11 protein-coding genes and 1 tRNA gene are annotated in these 16,928 nt (G+C 60.7%); 3 read left to right on the top strand and 9 right to left on the bottom strand.

Annotated elements, in window-relative coordinates:
* The 4 genes from ACYU7Q_RS19280 to ACYU7Q_RS19265 form a co-directional block, all read right to left on the bottom strand.
* Positions 1 to 519: a hypothetical protein gene (locus tag ACYU7Q_RS19280; protein WP_460611094.1), complete on the bottom strand. Its 519-nt coding sequence runs from the start codon at positions 517 to 519 to the stop codon at positions 1 to 3.
* A 16-nt stretch (positions 520 to 535) separates the two neighbouring features.
* Positions 536 to 2,314, bottom strand: a complete 1,779-nt coding sequence (locus ACYU7Q_RS19275; RefSeq protein WP_460611093.1) for an ABC transporter ATP-binding protein — start codon at positions 2,312 to 2,314, stop codon at positions 536 to 538.
* A gap of 244 nt (positions 2,315 to 2,558) precedes the next feature.
* Entirely contained in the window at positions 2,559 to 3,311 is a 753-nt protein-coding gene (truA, locus tag ACYU7Q_RS19270) for a tRNA pseudouridine synthase A (RefSeq protein WP_460611092.1), read from the bottom strand.
* Between the two features lie 203 nt (positions 3,312 to 3,514).
* Positions 3,515 to 4,720: a thiolase family protein gene (locus tag ACYU7Q_RS19265; protein ID WP_460611091.1), complete on the bottom strand. Its 1,206-nt coding sequence runs from the start codon at positions 4,718 to 4,720 to the stop codon at positions 3,515 to 3,517.
* 90 nt (positions 4,721 to 4,810) lie between these two features.
* On the opposite strand from ACYU7Q_RS19265, the gene ACYU7Q_RS19260 reads away from it, so the two are divergent.
* Positions 4,811 to 5,284 (top strand): DUF4293 family protein, encoded by a 474-nt coding sequence (locus ACYU7Q_RS19260; protein ID WP_460611090.1) that lies wholly within the window; start codon positions 4,811 to 4,813, stop codon positions 5,282 to 5,284.
* A 77-nt stretch (positions 5,285 to 5,361) separates the two neighbouring features.
* Here the strand turns inward: ACYU7Q_RS19260 and ACYU7Q_RS19255 are convergent, their stop codons facing one another.
* From ACYU7Q_RS19255 to ACYU7Q_RS19235, 5 genes are all read right to left on the bottom strand, one after another.
* Positions 5,362 to 6,336, bottom strand: coding sequence for a DUF4476 domain-containing protein (locus ACYU7Q_RS19255; protein WP_460611089.1), 975 nt, complete (start codon positions 6,334 to 6,336; stop codon positions 5,362 to 5,364).
* A gap of 186 nt (positions 6,337 to 6,522) precedes the next feature.
* Entirely contained in the window at positions 6,523 to 8,445 is a 1,923-nt protein-coding gene (locus ACYU7Q_RS19250; protein WP_460611088.1) for an OmpA family protein, read from the bottom strand.
* Positions 8,446 to 8,547: 102 nt separating this feature from the next.
* Complete coding sequence (locus ACYU7Q_RS19245; RefSeq protein ID WP_460611087.1) at positions 8,548 to 9,060, bottom strand: hypothetical protein; 513 nt, start codon at positions 9,058 to 9,060, stop codon at positions 8,548 to 8,550.
* 145 nt (positions 9,061 to 9,205) lie between these two features.
* The gene (locus ACYU7Q_RS19240; protein ID WP_460611412.1) at positions 9,206 to 10,057 is read right to left on the bottom strand and encodes a (Fe-S)-binding protein; all 852 of its coding nucleotides are present in this window, start codon (positions 10,055 to 10,057) and stop codon (positions 9,206 to 9,208) included.
* A 183-nt stretch (positions 10,058 to 10,240) separates the two neighbouring features.
* On the bottom strand, positions 10,241 to 11,641 hold the full coding sequence (locus tag ACYU7Q_RS19235) for a 4Fe-4S dicluster domain-containing protein (RefSeq protein WP_460611086.1): 1,401 nt from the start codon (positions 11,639 to 11,641) through the stop codon (positions 10,241 to 10,243).
* Positions 11,642 to 11,813: 172 nt separating this feature from the next.
* Between ACYU7Q_RS19235 and ACYU7Q_RS19230 the strand changes: the two genes are divergently transcribed.
* Positions 11,814 to 11,886: transfer RNA gene (locus ACYU7Q_RS19230), tRNA-Phe, on the top strand.
* Positions 11,887 to 12,110: 224 nt separating this feature from the next.
* Positions 12,111 to 16,301, top strand: a complete 4,191-nt coding sequence (locus ACYU7Q_RS19225; protein ID WP_460611085.1) for a beta strand repeat-containing protein — start codon at positions 12,111 to 12,113, stop codon at positions 16,299 to 16,301.
* The last annotated feature ends 627 nt before the right edge of the window (positions 16,302 to 16,928 follow it).

The raw sequence follows: 16,928 nt of genomic DNA, 5'->3' as shown, positions 1-16,928 counted from the left end.
CTATTTCACGCCCACCCACACTTCTGATTCCTCATTGGCCCCGAAGCGCTCCAGATAGAAGTCGCCGCGCTGGGTAAGTTTCTGCGCTTTCACGGCTTCGAGGGCAGCGGGGTAGAGCTTGTTGGGGGCCAGCAGGTAGCTCACGCCGCTGAGGCGGGCGGCTAAGATGCGCTGCCCGGCGGGCACCATACGGTAGCGAAAGCCAGCGGGCAGGACCTGCGTGGTATCGGCCACAGCGAGGCCGATAAAGGCCCGGATGGTGTCGTGGGCCGTTTCGGGGTCGTTAAGGTAAAGGTTGGCGAGGTCGCCGTGTAGGCGGGCCTGGGCATCCTTGGCCTGGCGAAACAGCTTGCCGAAGGCATCGCCAGTGACTTTGCCGTGGAAGGGCTGGCCGGCCAGGTACAGCGGTGCGGCGGTGGTTTCGAGGGTGACTTTGGGCTCGCGGGTGCCGCCGAGGTAAACGTAGGTGCCAGCCGCGATGAGGGTGAGCAGGATGATGGCGAGAAAGAGGTAGCGCATTTTAAGGGTTTATCATTTACAACTCGCTGGCCACGATGTACTGCATGCGGTAGAGCTGGGCATAATAGCCGCCCTCGATGCGCAGCAGCTCCTCGTGGGTGCCGGTTTCCTTGATTTCGCCCTTGTCGAGCACGATGATTTTATCGGCTTTCTGGATGGTGCTCAGGCGGTGGGCGATGACGAGCGAGGTACGGCCCTGCATCAGCTTCTCGATGGCCTGCTGGATGAGTTCTTCGGTTTCGGAATCGACGGAGGACGTGGCTTCATCCAGCACGATGATGTGGGGCTGGTACACCATGGCCCGCACGAAGCTGATGAGTTGACGCTGGCCCACGGAAAGCGTGGCGCCGCGCTCCATCACGGGGTAGCTAAGGCCTTCGGGCAGGCGCTCGATGAAGCGGCGGGCGCCTACGAGGTCGGCGGCTTCCCAGATTTGTTGGTCGGTGATGGCTTTGTTGCCGAGCGTGATGTTGTCGCGGATGCTGCCAGCGAAGAGGAAAACATCCTGGAGCACGATGCCGATTTGGCGGCGCAGCAGGCTGAGGTCGTACTCACGCAGGTCGCGGCCGTCGATTAAGATGCTGCCGCTCTGGATATCGTAGAAGCGGCTCAGCAGGTTGATGATGCTGGTTTTGCCCGCCCCGGTGGCGCCTACGAAGGCGATGGTCTGGCCAGGCTTCACGTGGAAGCTGATGTCCTTGAGCACCCAGTCGGGCTCATTGTAGGCAAACTTCACGTTTTTGAATTCCACGTCGCCTTGCAGTTCGGCGGGGGCGAAGGTGCCGCTGGGGGCAATCAGTTCTTGGTTGTCGAGCAGCTTGAGCAGGCGCTCGGTGCTCACCAGGCCCAGCTGCAGGGTGTTGAACCGGTCGGCAATCTGGCGGATGGGGCGGAAGAAAAGCGCATTGTACATGATGAAGGCAATGAGCGCGCCCTTCGAAATCGAACCTTCAATCTGGCCCTGGGCGGCGTACCACACCAGCAGGCCCACGCCGATAGCACCCAGTACTTCGGCCACCGGAAAGTAGATGCTGTAGTAAAGCACCGAGCGGATGTTGGCCTCGGTGTGCTCCTTGTTGATGGCGGCGAACTTGCGGTACTCGCGCTCCTCGTTGTTGAAAATCTGCACCACATTCATGCCCGTAAGGTGCTCCTGCACGAAGGAGTTGAGCTTGGCCACGGCCGTGCGCACGTCCTGAAACGAACCTTTGATTTTCTCCTTGAACACGTAGGTGCTGAACAGCAGCGGTGGAATCACCGAGAGGCTGATAAGCGTCAGCCGCCAGTCGATGTAAAACATGAAGGCCATGATGAAGAGCAGCTGCAAAATGTCGCCTACCATGGCTGCTAAGCCCTCGCTGAACACGTCGGAGAGGGTTTCAACATCGGAAATGTTGCGGGTGACGAGCACGCCGATGGGCGTCTGGTCGAAGAACTTGAGTTTGAGGCTGAGCAGGTGGCGGTAGAGGTCGGTGCGGATGTCGCGCACGATGTACTGGCCCAGCCAGCCGCCGTAGTACGTCTGCAAATAGCTCACGCCGGCGTGGGCCACCAGCAGCACCAGCAGCAAGAGGAACATAAAGTTCAGCCCCTTCATATCGCCCTGCTCGATGCTGACATCGACCATGCGCTGAATGAGAAACGGCCGCAGCGTGCCCAGCACGGCCGTGGCCACGGTGAGCACAATCAGGCCGATAAAGACGCGCCGGTAGGGGCGCACGTAGCCGAGCAGGCGGCGCAGCACGGCCCAGTCGAAGACCTGGCCGGTTTTGGTGGCGGAAGTGGTGGGGTCCATAAGTAGGGCAAAGGTCGGGAGGAAACCGTGGGCATTCCACTGGCCCCGCTTTTCAATGAATTCAATGGTGCGAGCACCCTACTGTGCCCGGGCGGGACGTGAGAACAAGGCAGCCAGCACCAGCGACAGAGTAGCTGTTGGGCGCATAAGCAAGCAGTGAAAAGGAGTGCCAAGGATGGTCCGCTACAGTGCGCAAAAACAATTCCTTGCCTGCAGCGCCGTTCAAGTTAAGCCGCGCCAGCCGTTACTCCGGCACCACGCCCGGCTCGTATTCCACACGGCTCAGGAAAAGCCCTTTGGCTGGGGCGGCACTACCGGCATCCACCCGCTGCTGGGCCCACAGCAACTCCTGAAACTGGCGCGGCGTAATCTTGCCCCGGCCCACGTCGAGCAGCGTGCCCACCACCAAGCGCACCATGCCCCGCACAAAGCGGTTGGCCCGGATGTGGAATCGCCAGCCACCCGGCGCAGGGTGCCAGCCGGCGGCCGTGCAGTAGCATACGTAGTGGTTTTCGCCGCCCTTTACCTTCGAGAAGGTAGTGAAATCGAACTGCCCCACGAGGTAGCCGGCCGCCTCGTTCATGGCCGCAATGTCGAGTGGGCGGTCCACGAACAGGGCCTGGTCGCGCCGGAAAGGGTCGGGCTGGGTCACCACGAAGTAGTCGTAGTTGCGCTCCTCGGCCGAGAAGCGGGCGTGGGCCTCGTCGGGTACGGGGTGCAAGCGCAGCGCGCCAATGTCGGGCGGCAGAGCGCGGCGCAGGCGGTAGAGCAGCACATCGAGCGGCAGGGTGTCGGGCAGGTCGGCATCGAAATGCGCCACCTGGTGGCTGGCGTGCACGCCGGTATCGGTGCGGCCGCTGCCCAGGCAGTAGGTGGGGTGGCGCAGTATCTGGGTCAGGCAGCGGTCGATTTCGGCCTGCACGGTGGGCTGGCCCGGCTGAATTTGCCAGCCGCGGTAGTTGGTGCCGTCGTAGGCAAGGTGCAGGAAGTAGCGCATGAAGCGCAAAAGTACGGCCGCTATTCCACCACGCGCCGGGCCAGGGCCGCCGTTAGATACCAGCGTGTCTAGGGTTGGCACAAAAACATTGGCGCGTAAAAAAGTAGGGGCGGTGCTTGTCCCCACCCGCCGTGTACGCCGCTATAACAGTCGTGCCACAGCGGGCGGGGACAAGCACCGCCCCTACAAGGGTTTCTACAGCTCTACAGCTTCTCGTAAATCACGGCGGCGCCCTGGCCCACACCGACGCACATCACGGCCAGGCCGTAACGCATGCCCTCGCCGCGGCGGTGCATCTCGTGCAGCAGCGTGGCGGTGATGCGCGCGCCCGAGCTACCCAGCGGGTGGCCCATGGCAATGCTGCCGCCGTTCACGTTCACCTTGGCCATGTCGAGGCCCAACTCGCGCACGCAGGCAATGCTCTGGGCGGCGAAGGCTTCGTTGAGCTCAATCAAGTCGATATCGGCCAGTGTGAGGCCGGCGCGTTGCAGCACCTTTTGGGTGGCCGGAATCGGTCCGAGACCCATCACCGAGGGGTCTACGCCGGCCACGGCCGAAGCCACCACCCGGGCCAGCGGCTTCAGGTTGTACTTCTTGAGCGCGTCCTCGCTCACCATGAGCACGGCCGCCGCGCCGTCGTTGATGCCGGCCGAGTTGCCGGCCGTTACGGTGCCGCCCTCGGGCTGGAAGGCGGGCTTCAGGGTGGCCAGCTTCTCCAGGGGCGAGAAGCGGGGCTGCTCGTCGGCATCAAACAGGGCCGTGTCGCCCTTGGGGTTGGGAATGAACACGGGCACGATTTCCTTGCGGAAACGGCCTTTCTCCAGCGCCCGGGCGTATTTGCGCTGGCTCTCGAAGGCGAAATGGTCCTGCTCCTCGCGGGTCACGCCGTACTGCTTGGCCACGTTTTCGGCCGTCTGGCCCATGGCGTAGGGGTAGTGCAGCTTGCTCAGCTTGGGGTTGATGAAGCGCCAGCCCAGCGTGGTGTCGTGGGCCGTGAGCTCGCGCCCGAAGGCCGATTCCGACTTGGCCATCACAAACGGGGCGCGGGTCATGCTCTCGGCCCCGCCGGCCAGGTACACGTCGCCCTCGCCGCACTTGATGGCGCGGGCTGCGTCCATGATGCTCTGCAAGCCCGAGGCGCAGAGGCGGTTCACCGTATTGCCGGGCACCGTGATGGGCAGGCCGGCCAGCAGCGCGGCCATGCGGGCCACGTTGCGGTTGTCTTCCCCAGCCTGGTTGGCGGCCCCGATGATGACATCTTCGACGGCGGCTTTATCAACAGAAGGGTTGCGGCGCATGAGCTCGCGGAGCACGTGGGCGGCAAGGTCGTCGGGGCGAACGCTGCTGAGCGCACCCCCAAATTTTCCAATCGGGGTGCGCACGGCATCCACGATATAAGCAGTTGGCATTCGTAAGGTAATAATGGCGGCGCAAGCGCCGGATGGGATTAAATTTGCAGCCCGGGTACTGGCCCGGACCTGTTCTACACTACAACAAAGATGATACAAAGAATCCAAAGCGTGTTTTTGCTTTTGCTGGCCCTGGCCATGTTAAGCCTGCTGGCGCTGCCTCTGTGGCACAAAGTCGACGGTCTCACCGGCCAGGAATTAATCCTCACCGCCTTCGGTTTCGATGCCAAAGGCCTCACCGTACCGGCCGGCATCGGGCCAGTATGGCTCATCGGCGCACTGGCCGCCGCCTCGGCCGCGCTGGCTATTTTCGAGATTTTCCAGTTCCGCACCCGCATGAAGCAGCTCATGCTGGGCTCCATCAACCTGCTCCTCATCACCGCCACCCTCGGCGCCGAGTTCTACTTCCAGACCAAAGGCGAGCAACTGCTCAACATCAAGCTCGAAGGCCAGGTGCTCATTGCCTTCTACCTGCCCACGCTGGCCCTGCTGCTCAACCTGCTGGCCAACCGCTTCATCCGTCGCGACGAGCAGCTGGTGCGCAGCGCCGACCGCCTCCGCTAGGCAGTTGTTGAATACAAAAAAAGGCGGCTGTCATCATGACAGCCGCCTTTTTTTGTGTCCAGTTGCGGCTACTCAACCTAGCGCTGGGAAGCGTTGTTCAACGCATCTTCGACCGCCTTGGCCCCGCTTTCCGTCTCGAATACGTCATACACCCGGTTGAAATTCTCCGGGTCGCTGACGTGCGAGTAGGCGAACGTAGCCAAATCAATACGGCAAGCCTCGGAATTGATGGTGCGCAGCAGGCGGCTCAACTCATCGGCTCGCAGGCTGCGCTGGGCCAGGCCATCCTTGGCGGCGCTCAGCTTGCTGGCTTCCGAAATGCGGCCCTGCACGTTTTTTACCAACGCATCCACGTCCTGCGGGGCTAGGCTGCGGTAGCTGCTTGTGGCCGTGCCGGGATAGTTGCCGGGCGTGGGACCGGTGTTATAGCCGCCACCATTGGGGGTGTTTGGGTTATTGCCGTAGCCACCGCCGCTCGGAAAATTCGGGTTATTGCCGTAGCCGCCCCCGCTCGGGTAGTTTGGGTTGGTGCCGTAGCTGGGGCCGGTGTTTGGGATTGGAGCAGCATTGTAGCCACCGTTGTTGTAGGGGTCATTCCCATAGCTGCCTTGGTTGCCATAGCCACCGCCTTGGCCGTAGGGCGCGGGGCTGTTGTAGCGGCCGCCATTATTATAGTAGCCATTGCCACCGTACCCGGGCGCGTACAGCGCCACCGCATTCACCTGCTGCAAGTAGAGCGGCCGGCCGGGCCGTGTTACCAGCACAAACGTAGTTTCAAGGCCGGGCTCCAGCCACACGCGGCTGCGGAAGCGCACCGCCCCGCCATAAGCCGTGGGCACGCTGAAATCGGCCCAGTGCTGGCCTGGCATTAGCTGGTCGACGTGTACCTGCCGGGCCATGCCGCGCGTGAGCGGCCGCCCATCAAGGACCAATCCAAACGGCACCCCACGCTCCGACGAAAAGTTGACGTTGGCCGGCATGGGTGGGTATGCCAGCGCAGGAGCCACGGCGGTAAATAAACCCCCCAGTGCCAGAAGTAGAGCCTTTTTCATTGCAGTAAAGGAGAAATAACCGACCAGAAAATCCGGCCGCTGCTCAGCTATTTCCAAAACCTGTGCCACGTTTCAGCATTGGCCGAAACTCTTGGTTCACCGTAGCCCATGGCTTCCTGTCGGACAGCAAAAAGCCCCCGCAACATCAGCTGCGGGGGCTTCTCAACTCTAAGCGAAGTGCTCAGGCTACTTCGCTATCCGGGTCACTTTGAACTCGGTGCGACGGTTGCGCTGGTATTCTTCTTCCGTCTTCGGCTTCAGCACGATGGGACGGGTTTCGCCGTAGCCCTTGGCCGTGATGCGCGATTTGGAAATGCCTTTGCTCACGATGTAATCAACGGCGGCTTGGGCGCGCTGCTGCGAAAGCTTCAGGTTATAAGCGTCCTTGCCGCGCTGGTCGGTGTGCGAGCTCAGCTCGATGGAGATTTTGGGGTTATCCACCAGCGTCTGTACCAGCGTATCGAGGCGGATGGCGGCATCCGGCCGGATGTTGTACTTATTGTAGTCGTAGAGAATGTCTTTGACTTCAATGGCTTTGGCCAGAATGATTTTGTTCAGCGTCAGGGTCACCGGCAGCTGAATGTCATTGTTCAGGTTGGGCAACTGGTCTTGGCTGGGCTTGCGGCCCACGGTGCTCAGCGTGGCGCGCGACGAGAAGTCGCCGGCACGCTCAGCCAGCAGGTTGTAGCTGGTCACCGAGTCCAGTTTCAGGCTGAATTTGCCATCCGGGCCGCTGGTAGCGGTCTGGCGCTGGCCGTTGGCACCGGTCACCGTCACGGTGGCACCGGCTACGGGCAGGGTGGTTTTGGCTTTGTCGTCGTGCTCCAGCACGGTGCCATCGGCATAGAAGGTCACCAGCTTGAGCGGCTTCTTCTTGAACATATAGATGTCGTCCGAACCCTTGCCACCGGCGCGGTTCGAGCTGAACAAGCCCGTGTTGTCAGCCATCGGCACTGGGGCAAAGTCGTCGGCAGTGCTGTTCACATCGGCGCCCAGGTTCACGGGCTGGCCGTTTTTCACCATGAAGAGGTCGAGCTTGCCCAAGCCGGGACGTCCGTCCGACGCGAAGTACAGCGTGCCATCCGGCGCTACGCCGGGGAAGTTGTCGTTGCCGGCCGTGTTGATGCTTTCGCCGAGGTTTTCAGCCGGCGAGAAGCGGCCATTCGGGCCAAGCGTGGCCTTGTACAGGTCGTTGCCGCCCTGCCCGCCCTTGCGGCTCGAAGCGAAGTACAGCGTCGTGCCGTCCGGCGCGAAAGCCGGGGAGAAATCATCGGCCGTGCGGTCGTTGATGTTCGCCAGCACTGGCTCACTCCAGGCACCAGCCTTGAGGTAGGAAATCCAGAGGTCAACGCTCAGGTAGCCTTTTTTGCTGCCGTCGTTGGAGCGGGCAAACACCATCGTCTTGCCGTCGGGCGTGTAGGTGGCGCTGGCTTCGTGCTTGTTTTCGGAGTTAAAGGGGCCTTCGAGCTTGCGCACCGTGCCGCCGGTCATGGCCGCGGCGTTGTCGAACTTGATGGCGTAGAGGTGGTTGAAGTTCTCGCCGTTGCCGAGGTATTTCTTACCGTCACGGCCGGAAGCAAACACGAAGTCGCCGGTACCGGCCACCATCGTGCCACCAAAATCGGAGCTGGCCGAGTTCAGCGCGTCCACGGGCATCACGTCGTACTTGTTCTTGATAGCGGCCACGGCCTTGCTGGCCGCGGCGTTCTTGCTCTCGGTTTCGGCGCGGGCGGCCAGGGTGCGGTTGCCGCCGCTGGTGGCGTAGCTCGCAAACTGCGCCGCGGCCTCGTCGTACTTGCCGTTGGCTTTCAGGGCCTCGGCGTAGCGGAAGCCAGCGTCGGCGTTTTTCACCCCACCGTCCAGTGCGGCTTTGTAGTAAGGCTCGCTTTGCTCAATCCGGTTCGAGAGGCGGTATGCCTCGCCGATGCGGAAGTTGGAGATGGCAGCACCCTTGCCTTTGGCCACATCGGCCTTGTACAGGGGGATAGCCAGCTCATACTGGCCACGGGCGAACTGCTTGTCGCCCTTGCTCATAGCACCGCTAGTGGCACAGCCGCTCAGGAGCGCGACAGAGCCAGCCGCAGTGCAGACGAATAATAGTTTCCTCATAGGTGAAGTGGGGTGGTGGTGTGGGGAGGGAGAGGGGAGGAATCAGGAATTTTCCCGATTAGGCATTTTTGGGTTAGCAATAATACTAGGTTTAAAGAGGATTCACGTAAGCGGTCCGTTTTTTTCTTCCTGCCCGAAGTAGCGAACCAGCCAGGTTTGGCTGGCTGGACGGGGCCAGTGGGTATCCAATTCACCCTTAGTCGCTAGCGTATTGTCAAAATAAAACGTGTCCGGTCCTATCGTTCCGGCCGCTACGGCGGCTTTCAATTCACTACGCTTCAACAACTGTATCGTACCGGCCTGTAAAAAAGCCAGGCGGGATTTTTCCAGTAGTTCCACATCCAGTTGCTTCTCTAGCTGAGCCACAAAACGCACCGAGGCATCAATAGAGCAGCCGCTTGCCCCGGCCCCGCCTTCATCCAAGCCAATTACCAAAAACTGCTGGTGCAGGAACTCCGCCGAGGCCAGCAGGCTGCGGCCGTGGCTGGTCCATTCCTCCGCGAACCGGGCCAGGCTGGGCATCACGCTCACTATCTCCGGGCCGCTGAGTGGGCGGCTGGCCTGGTAAATCCACACCCGGGCTTCGGGCGGGAGCTGGTCGAAGGCGACGTACATAAGGAAGCAGTTTAAAGCAATGGAAGCTATTGGGCTACTCCCCAAAGGGAAGCGCCACAATCCTCCAAAGGTATGGGGGTAAACGAAGCCAAGCATATTTTCTTGTCTCCGCTTACCCCCAGAGGTGCATTCGCACCCTTAAAAATTAGGCATTGATGCCCTCGGCCGAAGCCACCAGTTCGGCCAGGTCAAACACCTGCACCTTGCTTTCCTGCTCCTTGTTCTTCACGCCGTCGCTCATCATCGTCATACAGAAAGGACACGATACGGCGATGATGCTGCCCTGCAAATCGTGGGCCCCTGGGGCACTGGTTTCGGTTTCCACGCCGGCCAGATTGGCTAGTGCCTCGGCCTTGCCGGCGAGGGTAGCCAGCGCCTCTTCGGTACGCTCGATGTTGATTTCTTTTTTGCCGGGCTCGGCTTCTTTCCACATCTGGGCGCCGCCGGCGCCGCAGCACAGGCCGTTGGCGCGGCTGCGCTTCATCTCCACCAGGTCGGCATCGAGGGCGGCCAGCACATCGCGCGGAGCTTCGTAAATATTGTTGGCCCGGCCCAGGTAGCAGCTGTCGTGGAAGGTGATGCGGCGGCCCTTGAAGCTTTCGCCGCCAGTCACGCCCACTTTGCCTTCGTTGATGAGCTGCTGCAAATACGTGCTGTGGTGAATCACCTCGTAGTCGCCGCCCAGTGCCGGGTATTCGTTTTTAATGGTGTTGAAGCAGTGCGGGCAGGCCGTCACGATTTTCTTGATGCCGTAGCCGTTCAGGGTCGTGATATTTTGCATGGCCTGCATCTGAAACAGAAACTCGTTGCCGGCGCGCTTGGCGGGGTCGCCGGTGCAGCTTTCTTCCAGGCCCAGCACGGCATACTTGGTGCCCACGTGTTCCAGAATGCGCACGAAAGCACGCGTTACGCGCTTGTAGCGGTCATCAAATGCGCCAGCGCAACCCACCCAGAACAGGATTTCGGGCGACTCATTGCGGGCCGCCAAATCGGCCATGACGGGAACGTTGATTTGCTTTTTGGTGGGAGCTTCAGAGGAAGTGGGGGACATAAGAAGTGGTAATGACGCGGTTGTCATCCTGAGCGTGAAGGACCTTATCACGTCCTCGCCGCAGTGAATTAGTAAACTTGGCGAAAGCAGCGGGGATAAGATGCTTCCTTCATCAGCATAACCGGCGATTTATGCTACTACTACAGCCGGCTTCTCCGCCGCAAACAAATCATCAGCCCAGTTAAACCGGTCCGACGGCGAGAAAGCCCACGGCGCGCCGTTGTTCTCGATGTTCGAGAACATCACGTTCAGCGAGTTCGGCGCGGCCGATTCTTCCAGCACCAGAAAGCGGCGCATTTCAATGATGCTTTCCAGCGGGTTGATGTTCACGGGGCAGCTTTCCACGCAGGCGTTGCAGGTGGTGCAGGCCCAGAGTTCTTCGGGCGTCACCTTGCCGCGCAGCAGCGTCGCGTTGGCCAGGTCGGTAATGGGCTCGTGTTTGGCCTCTTCGCCGTACACATTGGGCCGGAAGATGAGCGGCGAGTTATACTTTTCTTCCATCCGGTCGCGCGTGTCCATGATGATTTTGCGCGGCGAGAGTAGCTTGCCCGTCAGGTTGGCCGGGCACACCGAGGTGCAGCGGCCGCACTCGGTGCAGGAATAGGCGTTCAGCAGGTTGGTCCAGGGCAGGTCGTCCACGTCCTTCGCCCCGAAAGGCGTGGGAGCCAAGGCTGAGCCATCGGGCGCGGTAGGAGCGGGGGGCACCACGAAGCTGGGGTCCATCATCGCCTTCACCTCGTTGGTGATGCTTTCCACGTTCGAAAACTGCCCCTGCGGCACCAGCCGCGAATACCACACGTTCGGAAACGCCATGATAATGTGGAAGTGCTTCGAACTGGGCAGGTAGTTCAAGAAAAGCAGGATGCCCGTGATGTGAATCCACCAGCCCAGCCGCTCCAGCACATGCAGCGTGCCTTCGTTGCCGGGCAACAGGCCCACCAGCAGATTGCTGATGGGAAAAGTGCCTGGCAGGTCTTCGCCGCGCAGTTCATGCAGCTTCAAATCGGCCGTGTTCATAAAGAACAGCGCCACCATCAGCGCCACCTCTATATAAAGGATGATGTTGGCGTCCATCTTCGGCCACAGCCGCAGCTCCGGCCCCGTGAAGCGCTTGAGCGGCGGGTTGCGGTTGCGGCGCCACCAGAACGCGGCCACCGCCACAATCACCAGCGCAGCTAGTATTTCGTTGGTCGCCATCAGCAAGTCATACACCGGCCCGAGAAACTTCAACGCCCGATGAAAACCGAAGATGTTGCCAAACAGCCCATCCACCACAATCTCAATCACCTCAAGATTGATGACCAGAAAGCCCACGTACACCACCAGGTGCAACAGCGCCGGCGTCATGCGCTTGAACATTTTCTGCTGCCCAAAGGCTACCAGCAGGGTTTTCTGAAACCGTTCGGCCGCATTGCCACTCATGTCGCGCTCGCGCCCGACCAGAATGTTGGCCCGGATTTTCCGGACCTGCCACGTGAAAAAGCCAAAAGCCGCTACCAGGAGCAGTAGAAAGAGGATGGATTGCAACATGCGGTAAAGGTAAGCAGTTGGAAACGTTTGGGGCTGCAATATACTCGGCATGCCTACTACTTTTTAAAAACTACCCACTTATTCAGACTTTTTTTGCCCGGGTTCTTGCGTCGTTGCGTTGCTTTCGTACCTTTGCGGTCCCCTAAGCAACCTAAAGGCGCTACGGGGAGAAGGCAACATAGCTCAGTTGGTAGAGCACAGCACTGAAAATGCTGGTGTCGTTGGTTCGATTCCAACTGTTGCCACGAAAAAGGCCCTCTGCAATTTGCGGAGGGCCTTTTTGTTTTTCTGCCCAGGTATTTCGCACAAAATAGTTGTGAAGGAAGAATGAGCATTCCATCTTTGTGCAGCTGCATGTAAAATACTTAACATGGTATAGTTAGGTTGAATTACCATTCAGATTGTTGCCCCTGACTATTACCGATAATCATAAATCCTTTTCCCACCTTTTCTCATTTCATTTTACCGCATGACAACACCATTACTTAATAGTCCCACGCTCCGGCGTTGGGCGCTGATGCTGGGCAGCCTGCTCGGAACCGGCGCGGCAGCGCAGGCCCAGACGCTGAACTACAGCACCACCACCGCTGCCAACGTAGCCGGCACATACACCGACCTGAGTACGACGGGCACCGCCATCAGCACCGCCAATACGGACGATGCCAACTCGGCTGCCCAAAACATTGGCTTCACGTTCAACTACAACGGAACTGCATTTACACAGTTCGTGCTGAACACAAACGGGTTGATACGCTTGGGTAGCGCGGCTCCCTCGGTGGCGAACATGTTTGGCGTGTACGAAACCGGGCAAACAGCCACGGGGGTCGACCCGATTGCCAGCACCAACGCTGCCGACGTTAACCTGATTATGCCGTTCAACTTCGACCTGACGGCGGGCACGGGGACCCCTGAATACCGCGTAACCACCACCGGCACCTCGCCCAACCGGGTGTGTACCATCCAATGGAAAAACGTGAGCGACAAGTCGGGCACTTCGCGCCTGAGCCAGTACGCTAACTTCTCCTTCCAAACCAAGCTTTACGAGACTTCCAACCGCATTGAGTTTGTGTACGGTACGGCCACGGCCTCGGCCAACACCGCCATCTCGCGTTTCCCAAGCGTAGGTATCAAAGGCTCTGGTTCGGCCAACGGACAGACAGTTCTGGCAAACAAGACTACCGGCGCCGCCGCTTGGTCAACTACAACTTTCATTTCGGGCGTATATAGCGGCACCACCCACAACTTCAACTCTACGGCGCTGCCCGACGCGGGCCGCACCTACCGCTTCGACACCGGGACGCCGGTGGTACCCACTCCGCCCGCCAACGACGACTGCGCGAATGCCGTCACCCTGACGCCGGGGGCCACCTGCACCGCCACCACGGGCACCACTGTGGGCGCTACCCAGTCGCTACCAGCCATTGTCTGCGGCGGCTTCACGGGCAACGCTGATGACGACGTGTGGTATAAGTTCGTGGCCACGGCCACGGCGCACACCGTCACGGTAGTCGGCAGCGCCACCTTCGATGCTGTAGTGGATGTGCGCAGCGGTACTTGTGCCAACAGCACCAACATCGGCTGCGCCGATGCCACCCTGGGCGGCGGTACCGAAACGGCCACACTCACCGGCCTCACCGTGGGCAGCACCTACTACGTGCGCGTATATACTTACGACACGACCACGGATACCTTCACCATCTGCGTGAGTGGAGCCACTGCTGCCCCGGCCAACGACAACCCGACCGGTGCCATTGCCCTGACGGTGGGCAGCACCTGCACGCCCACCAACGGCACCAACGTGGGCGCCACCACCACCACGGCCAGCGGCTACGCCAACCCCGGCACCTGCGGCATCGCCGTCAACCCCAAGGACGTGTGGTATTCCTTCACCACGCTGGCCGGCCAGACGGCTGCCACGGTGACGGTGACCGGCGCCCCCGCCGGCCTGGTGCGCGTGTTCTCGGCCGCCAGCAACGCGGGTCCTTTCACGCAAGTGAGCTGCTCGGCCGGCACCACCAACAACACGGTGGCCGGGCCGGTGAGCCTGACGGGCCTGACGCCCAACACAACCTACTACATCTCCGTGGCCGGCTACGGCTCGGCCGACACGCAAGGCGCATTCACCATCTGCGTGACCAGCGGCAGCACCGGTACGACCTGCGCGGGCGTGACCAACGTGGCCACCGCCAACCCCAGCTCGACGGCTACCGCCTCGGCGGTGAACATTACCTTTACGCCCGCCGCCGGTGCCACCAACTACACCGTAACGCTGAACACCACGGGCAGCACCAGTGCCCCGGCCACGGGCACCATTACGGCCAGCCCGCTGGCCCTCTCCGGCCTGACGCCTAACACGTCTTATACCGTCACCATCACCACCAACTGCTCGGGTGGCGGCACGTCGACCCCGGTCACTTTCGTGTTTACCTCGCCGGCGGCCTCCACGGCCACGCCGCCCGCCAACGACAACTGCTCGGGTGCCATCACCCTGACGCCGGGCACCACCTGCACCGCCACCACGGGCACCACCGTGGGCGCTACGCAGTCGGAGGCGGCCATTGTCTGCGGCGGCTTCACGGGCGATGCCGACGACGACGTGTGGTATAAGTTCGTGGCCACGGCCACGGCGCACACCGTCACGGTGGTGGGCAACGGCACATTTGATGCCGTGGTAGACGTGCGCAGCGGTACTTGTGCCAACAGCACCAACATCGGCTGCGCCGATGCCACCCTGGGCGGCGGTACCGAAACGGCCACGCTCACCGGCCTCACCGTGGGCAACACCTACTACGTGCGCGTTTATACCTACGACAGCGGGGCTACGGGCACCTTCACCATCTGCGTAACCGGTGGCAGCACCGGCACCACTTGCGCCGGCGTAACCAACGCGACGGTTGTTACTAGCGGTGGTACCGCCACCACTGCCACGGCCACGCTGACCTTCACGGCCGCCGCTGGCGCCACCAACTACACCCTGACGCTGAACGATACGGCCGGCACCGGCACCCCCTCGACCGGTACGCTGTCTGGTTCGCCCATCAGCCTCACGGGCCTGACGCCAAACACCTCGTACACGGTTACGATTGTAACGAACTGCTCGAACGGCGGCACTTCAACGCCGGTAACGGTGGTATTCACCTCGGGCCCCGCCGTGGCCCCGCCGGCCAACGACAACCCGACCGGTGCCATTGCCCTGACGGTGGGCAGCACCTGCACGCCCACCAACGGCACCAACGTGGGCGCCACCACCACCACGGCCAGCGGCTACGCCAACCCCGGCACCTGCGGCATCGCCGTCAACCCCAAGGACGTGTGGTATTCCTTCACCACGCTGGCCGGCCAGACGGCTGCCACGGTGACGGTGACCGGCGCCCCCGCCGGCCTGGTGCGCGTGTTCTCGGCCGCCAGCAACGCGGGTCCTTTCACGCAAGTGAGCTGCTCGGCCGGCACCACCAACAACACGGTGGCCGGGCCGGTGAGCCTGACGGGCCTGACGCCCAACACAACCTACTACATCTCCGTGGCCGGCTACGGCTCGGCCGACACGCAAGGCGCATTCACCATCTGCGTGACGGGTACGGGCACCACGCCCTGCGCGGCTCCGACGGGCCTGACGGCCGGTAGCATCACCACCACGGGCGCTACGCTCACGTTCACGGCGCCGACTGCCGGCGCTACGGGCTACACCGTGACCTACACGGCTGCCGGCGGCACGGCTCAGACGCAAACCGCTACGGGCTCGCCTGTGGTACTCACCGGCCTGACTTCGGGCACGGCTTACACGGTGAGCGTGGTAACGAACTGTGGCAACGGCCAAGCCTCGTCGGCCGCTACGACCACCTTCACCACCCTGACGCCCTGCACGGCCGTAACAGCCCTAACGGCTGGCAGTATCACGGCTACCGGTGCTACCCTCACCTTCACCGGTGCCAGCGCCGGTACTAGCTACACCGTAACCTATACGGCTGCCGGGGGCACCGCCCAAACTCAGACTGCTACCGGTTCGCCGGTAACCTTGACGGGCCTTTTGTCAGGCAAGCAGTATTCAGTAAGCATCGTGACCAATTGCGGTACGGGCCAGACCTCGCCTGCTGCCACGACTACCTTTACTACGCTGGCCCCTGCCCCAACCAATGCAACTGCCAGCAATGTAACGGCTACGGGTGCCAGCATCAACTTCACGGCCGCTACGGGTGCTACCAACTACACCGTAACCTACACGGCTGCCGGGGGCTCACCAGTCACCGTCACGGCTACCAGCTCGCCGGTCGTGCTCACGGGTCTCACGGGCGTCACCGTCTACACCGTTACCATCGTAGCCAACTATCCAGGTGGCGGCGTTTCGAGCCCAGCCACGCTGACCTTCACCACACTGCAGGGCTTGAGCGTACGTGCCAAACTGGCTGGCGGTGAAATGGCCGTGTATCCCAACCCCGCTCACCAGGCCTTTACTGTAAGCCTGCCAGCAATAAGCAACGTCCGCACTGCCCAGCTGGAGCTGGTAAATGCACTAGGCCAGACCATGAGCCGCCAGACCGTTAGCCTCACGGCCGGCGGTACCCGCATTCCGGTTGATGCTACAGGTCTTGCTACCGGCGTTTATTCGGTTCAGGTTCGTGTTGGTGGTGAAACTGCCATCACTCGTCTGGTTATCGAATAACGAGCCTGCATTTGCACAAAAAAGCCCTGCCAGCATGCTGGCAGGGCTTTTTTGTGCAAATGCAGGCTTATGATGATTCCAAAATCCTTTAGTAAATCGGACTCATTTCAACTCTTTTTCTCCTGCTTCTTGCGCATTCCATAATTATCCGTACTTTTGCACTCCCAAATCGAACGGGGGCGGGCATTAAGAGCAGCGAAAAAGAAATTTCTCTTCAGTCTTGCTTCTTGAAAAAAGCCCCGTACCTTTGCAGCCCGCCAGAATCAAACGGATTTACGGCCTCGAAAAGCAACTTAATAACCGCAACGAAAGTTGAGAAATAAGTTTGAAAATCGAAAAAGTTTCTTACCTTTGCACCCCGAATCGCACTAACCGAGTGCTGCTCGTCGCAAAGCAGGCGAAATGAAAAAATAAATTTCACCTTTCGCTTGTAAGCTGAGAAAAACAAGTTACCTTTGCACTCCCAATTGCAAGAGAGGGAAAACGAAGCGAGAAACACGGGCTGGTAACGGCCACACGGTCACCTCAATTGGAAGTGACACACGTTCTTTGAATGGTTGGAAAAGACAAATAGTAAGGGCTACAAGTCGCAAGGCAAGTAGCAGCAATTACAAGCGTAACACGAAA

The organism is Hymenobacter terrigena (assembly GCF_054776515.1).
This window is presented reverse-complemented; position numbering and strand designations above follow the sequence as displayed.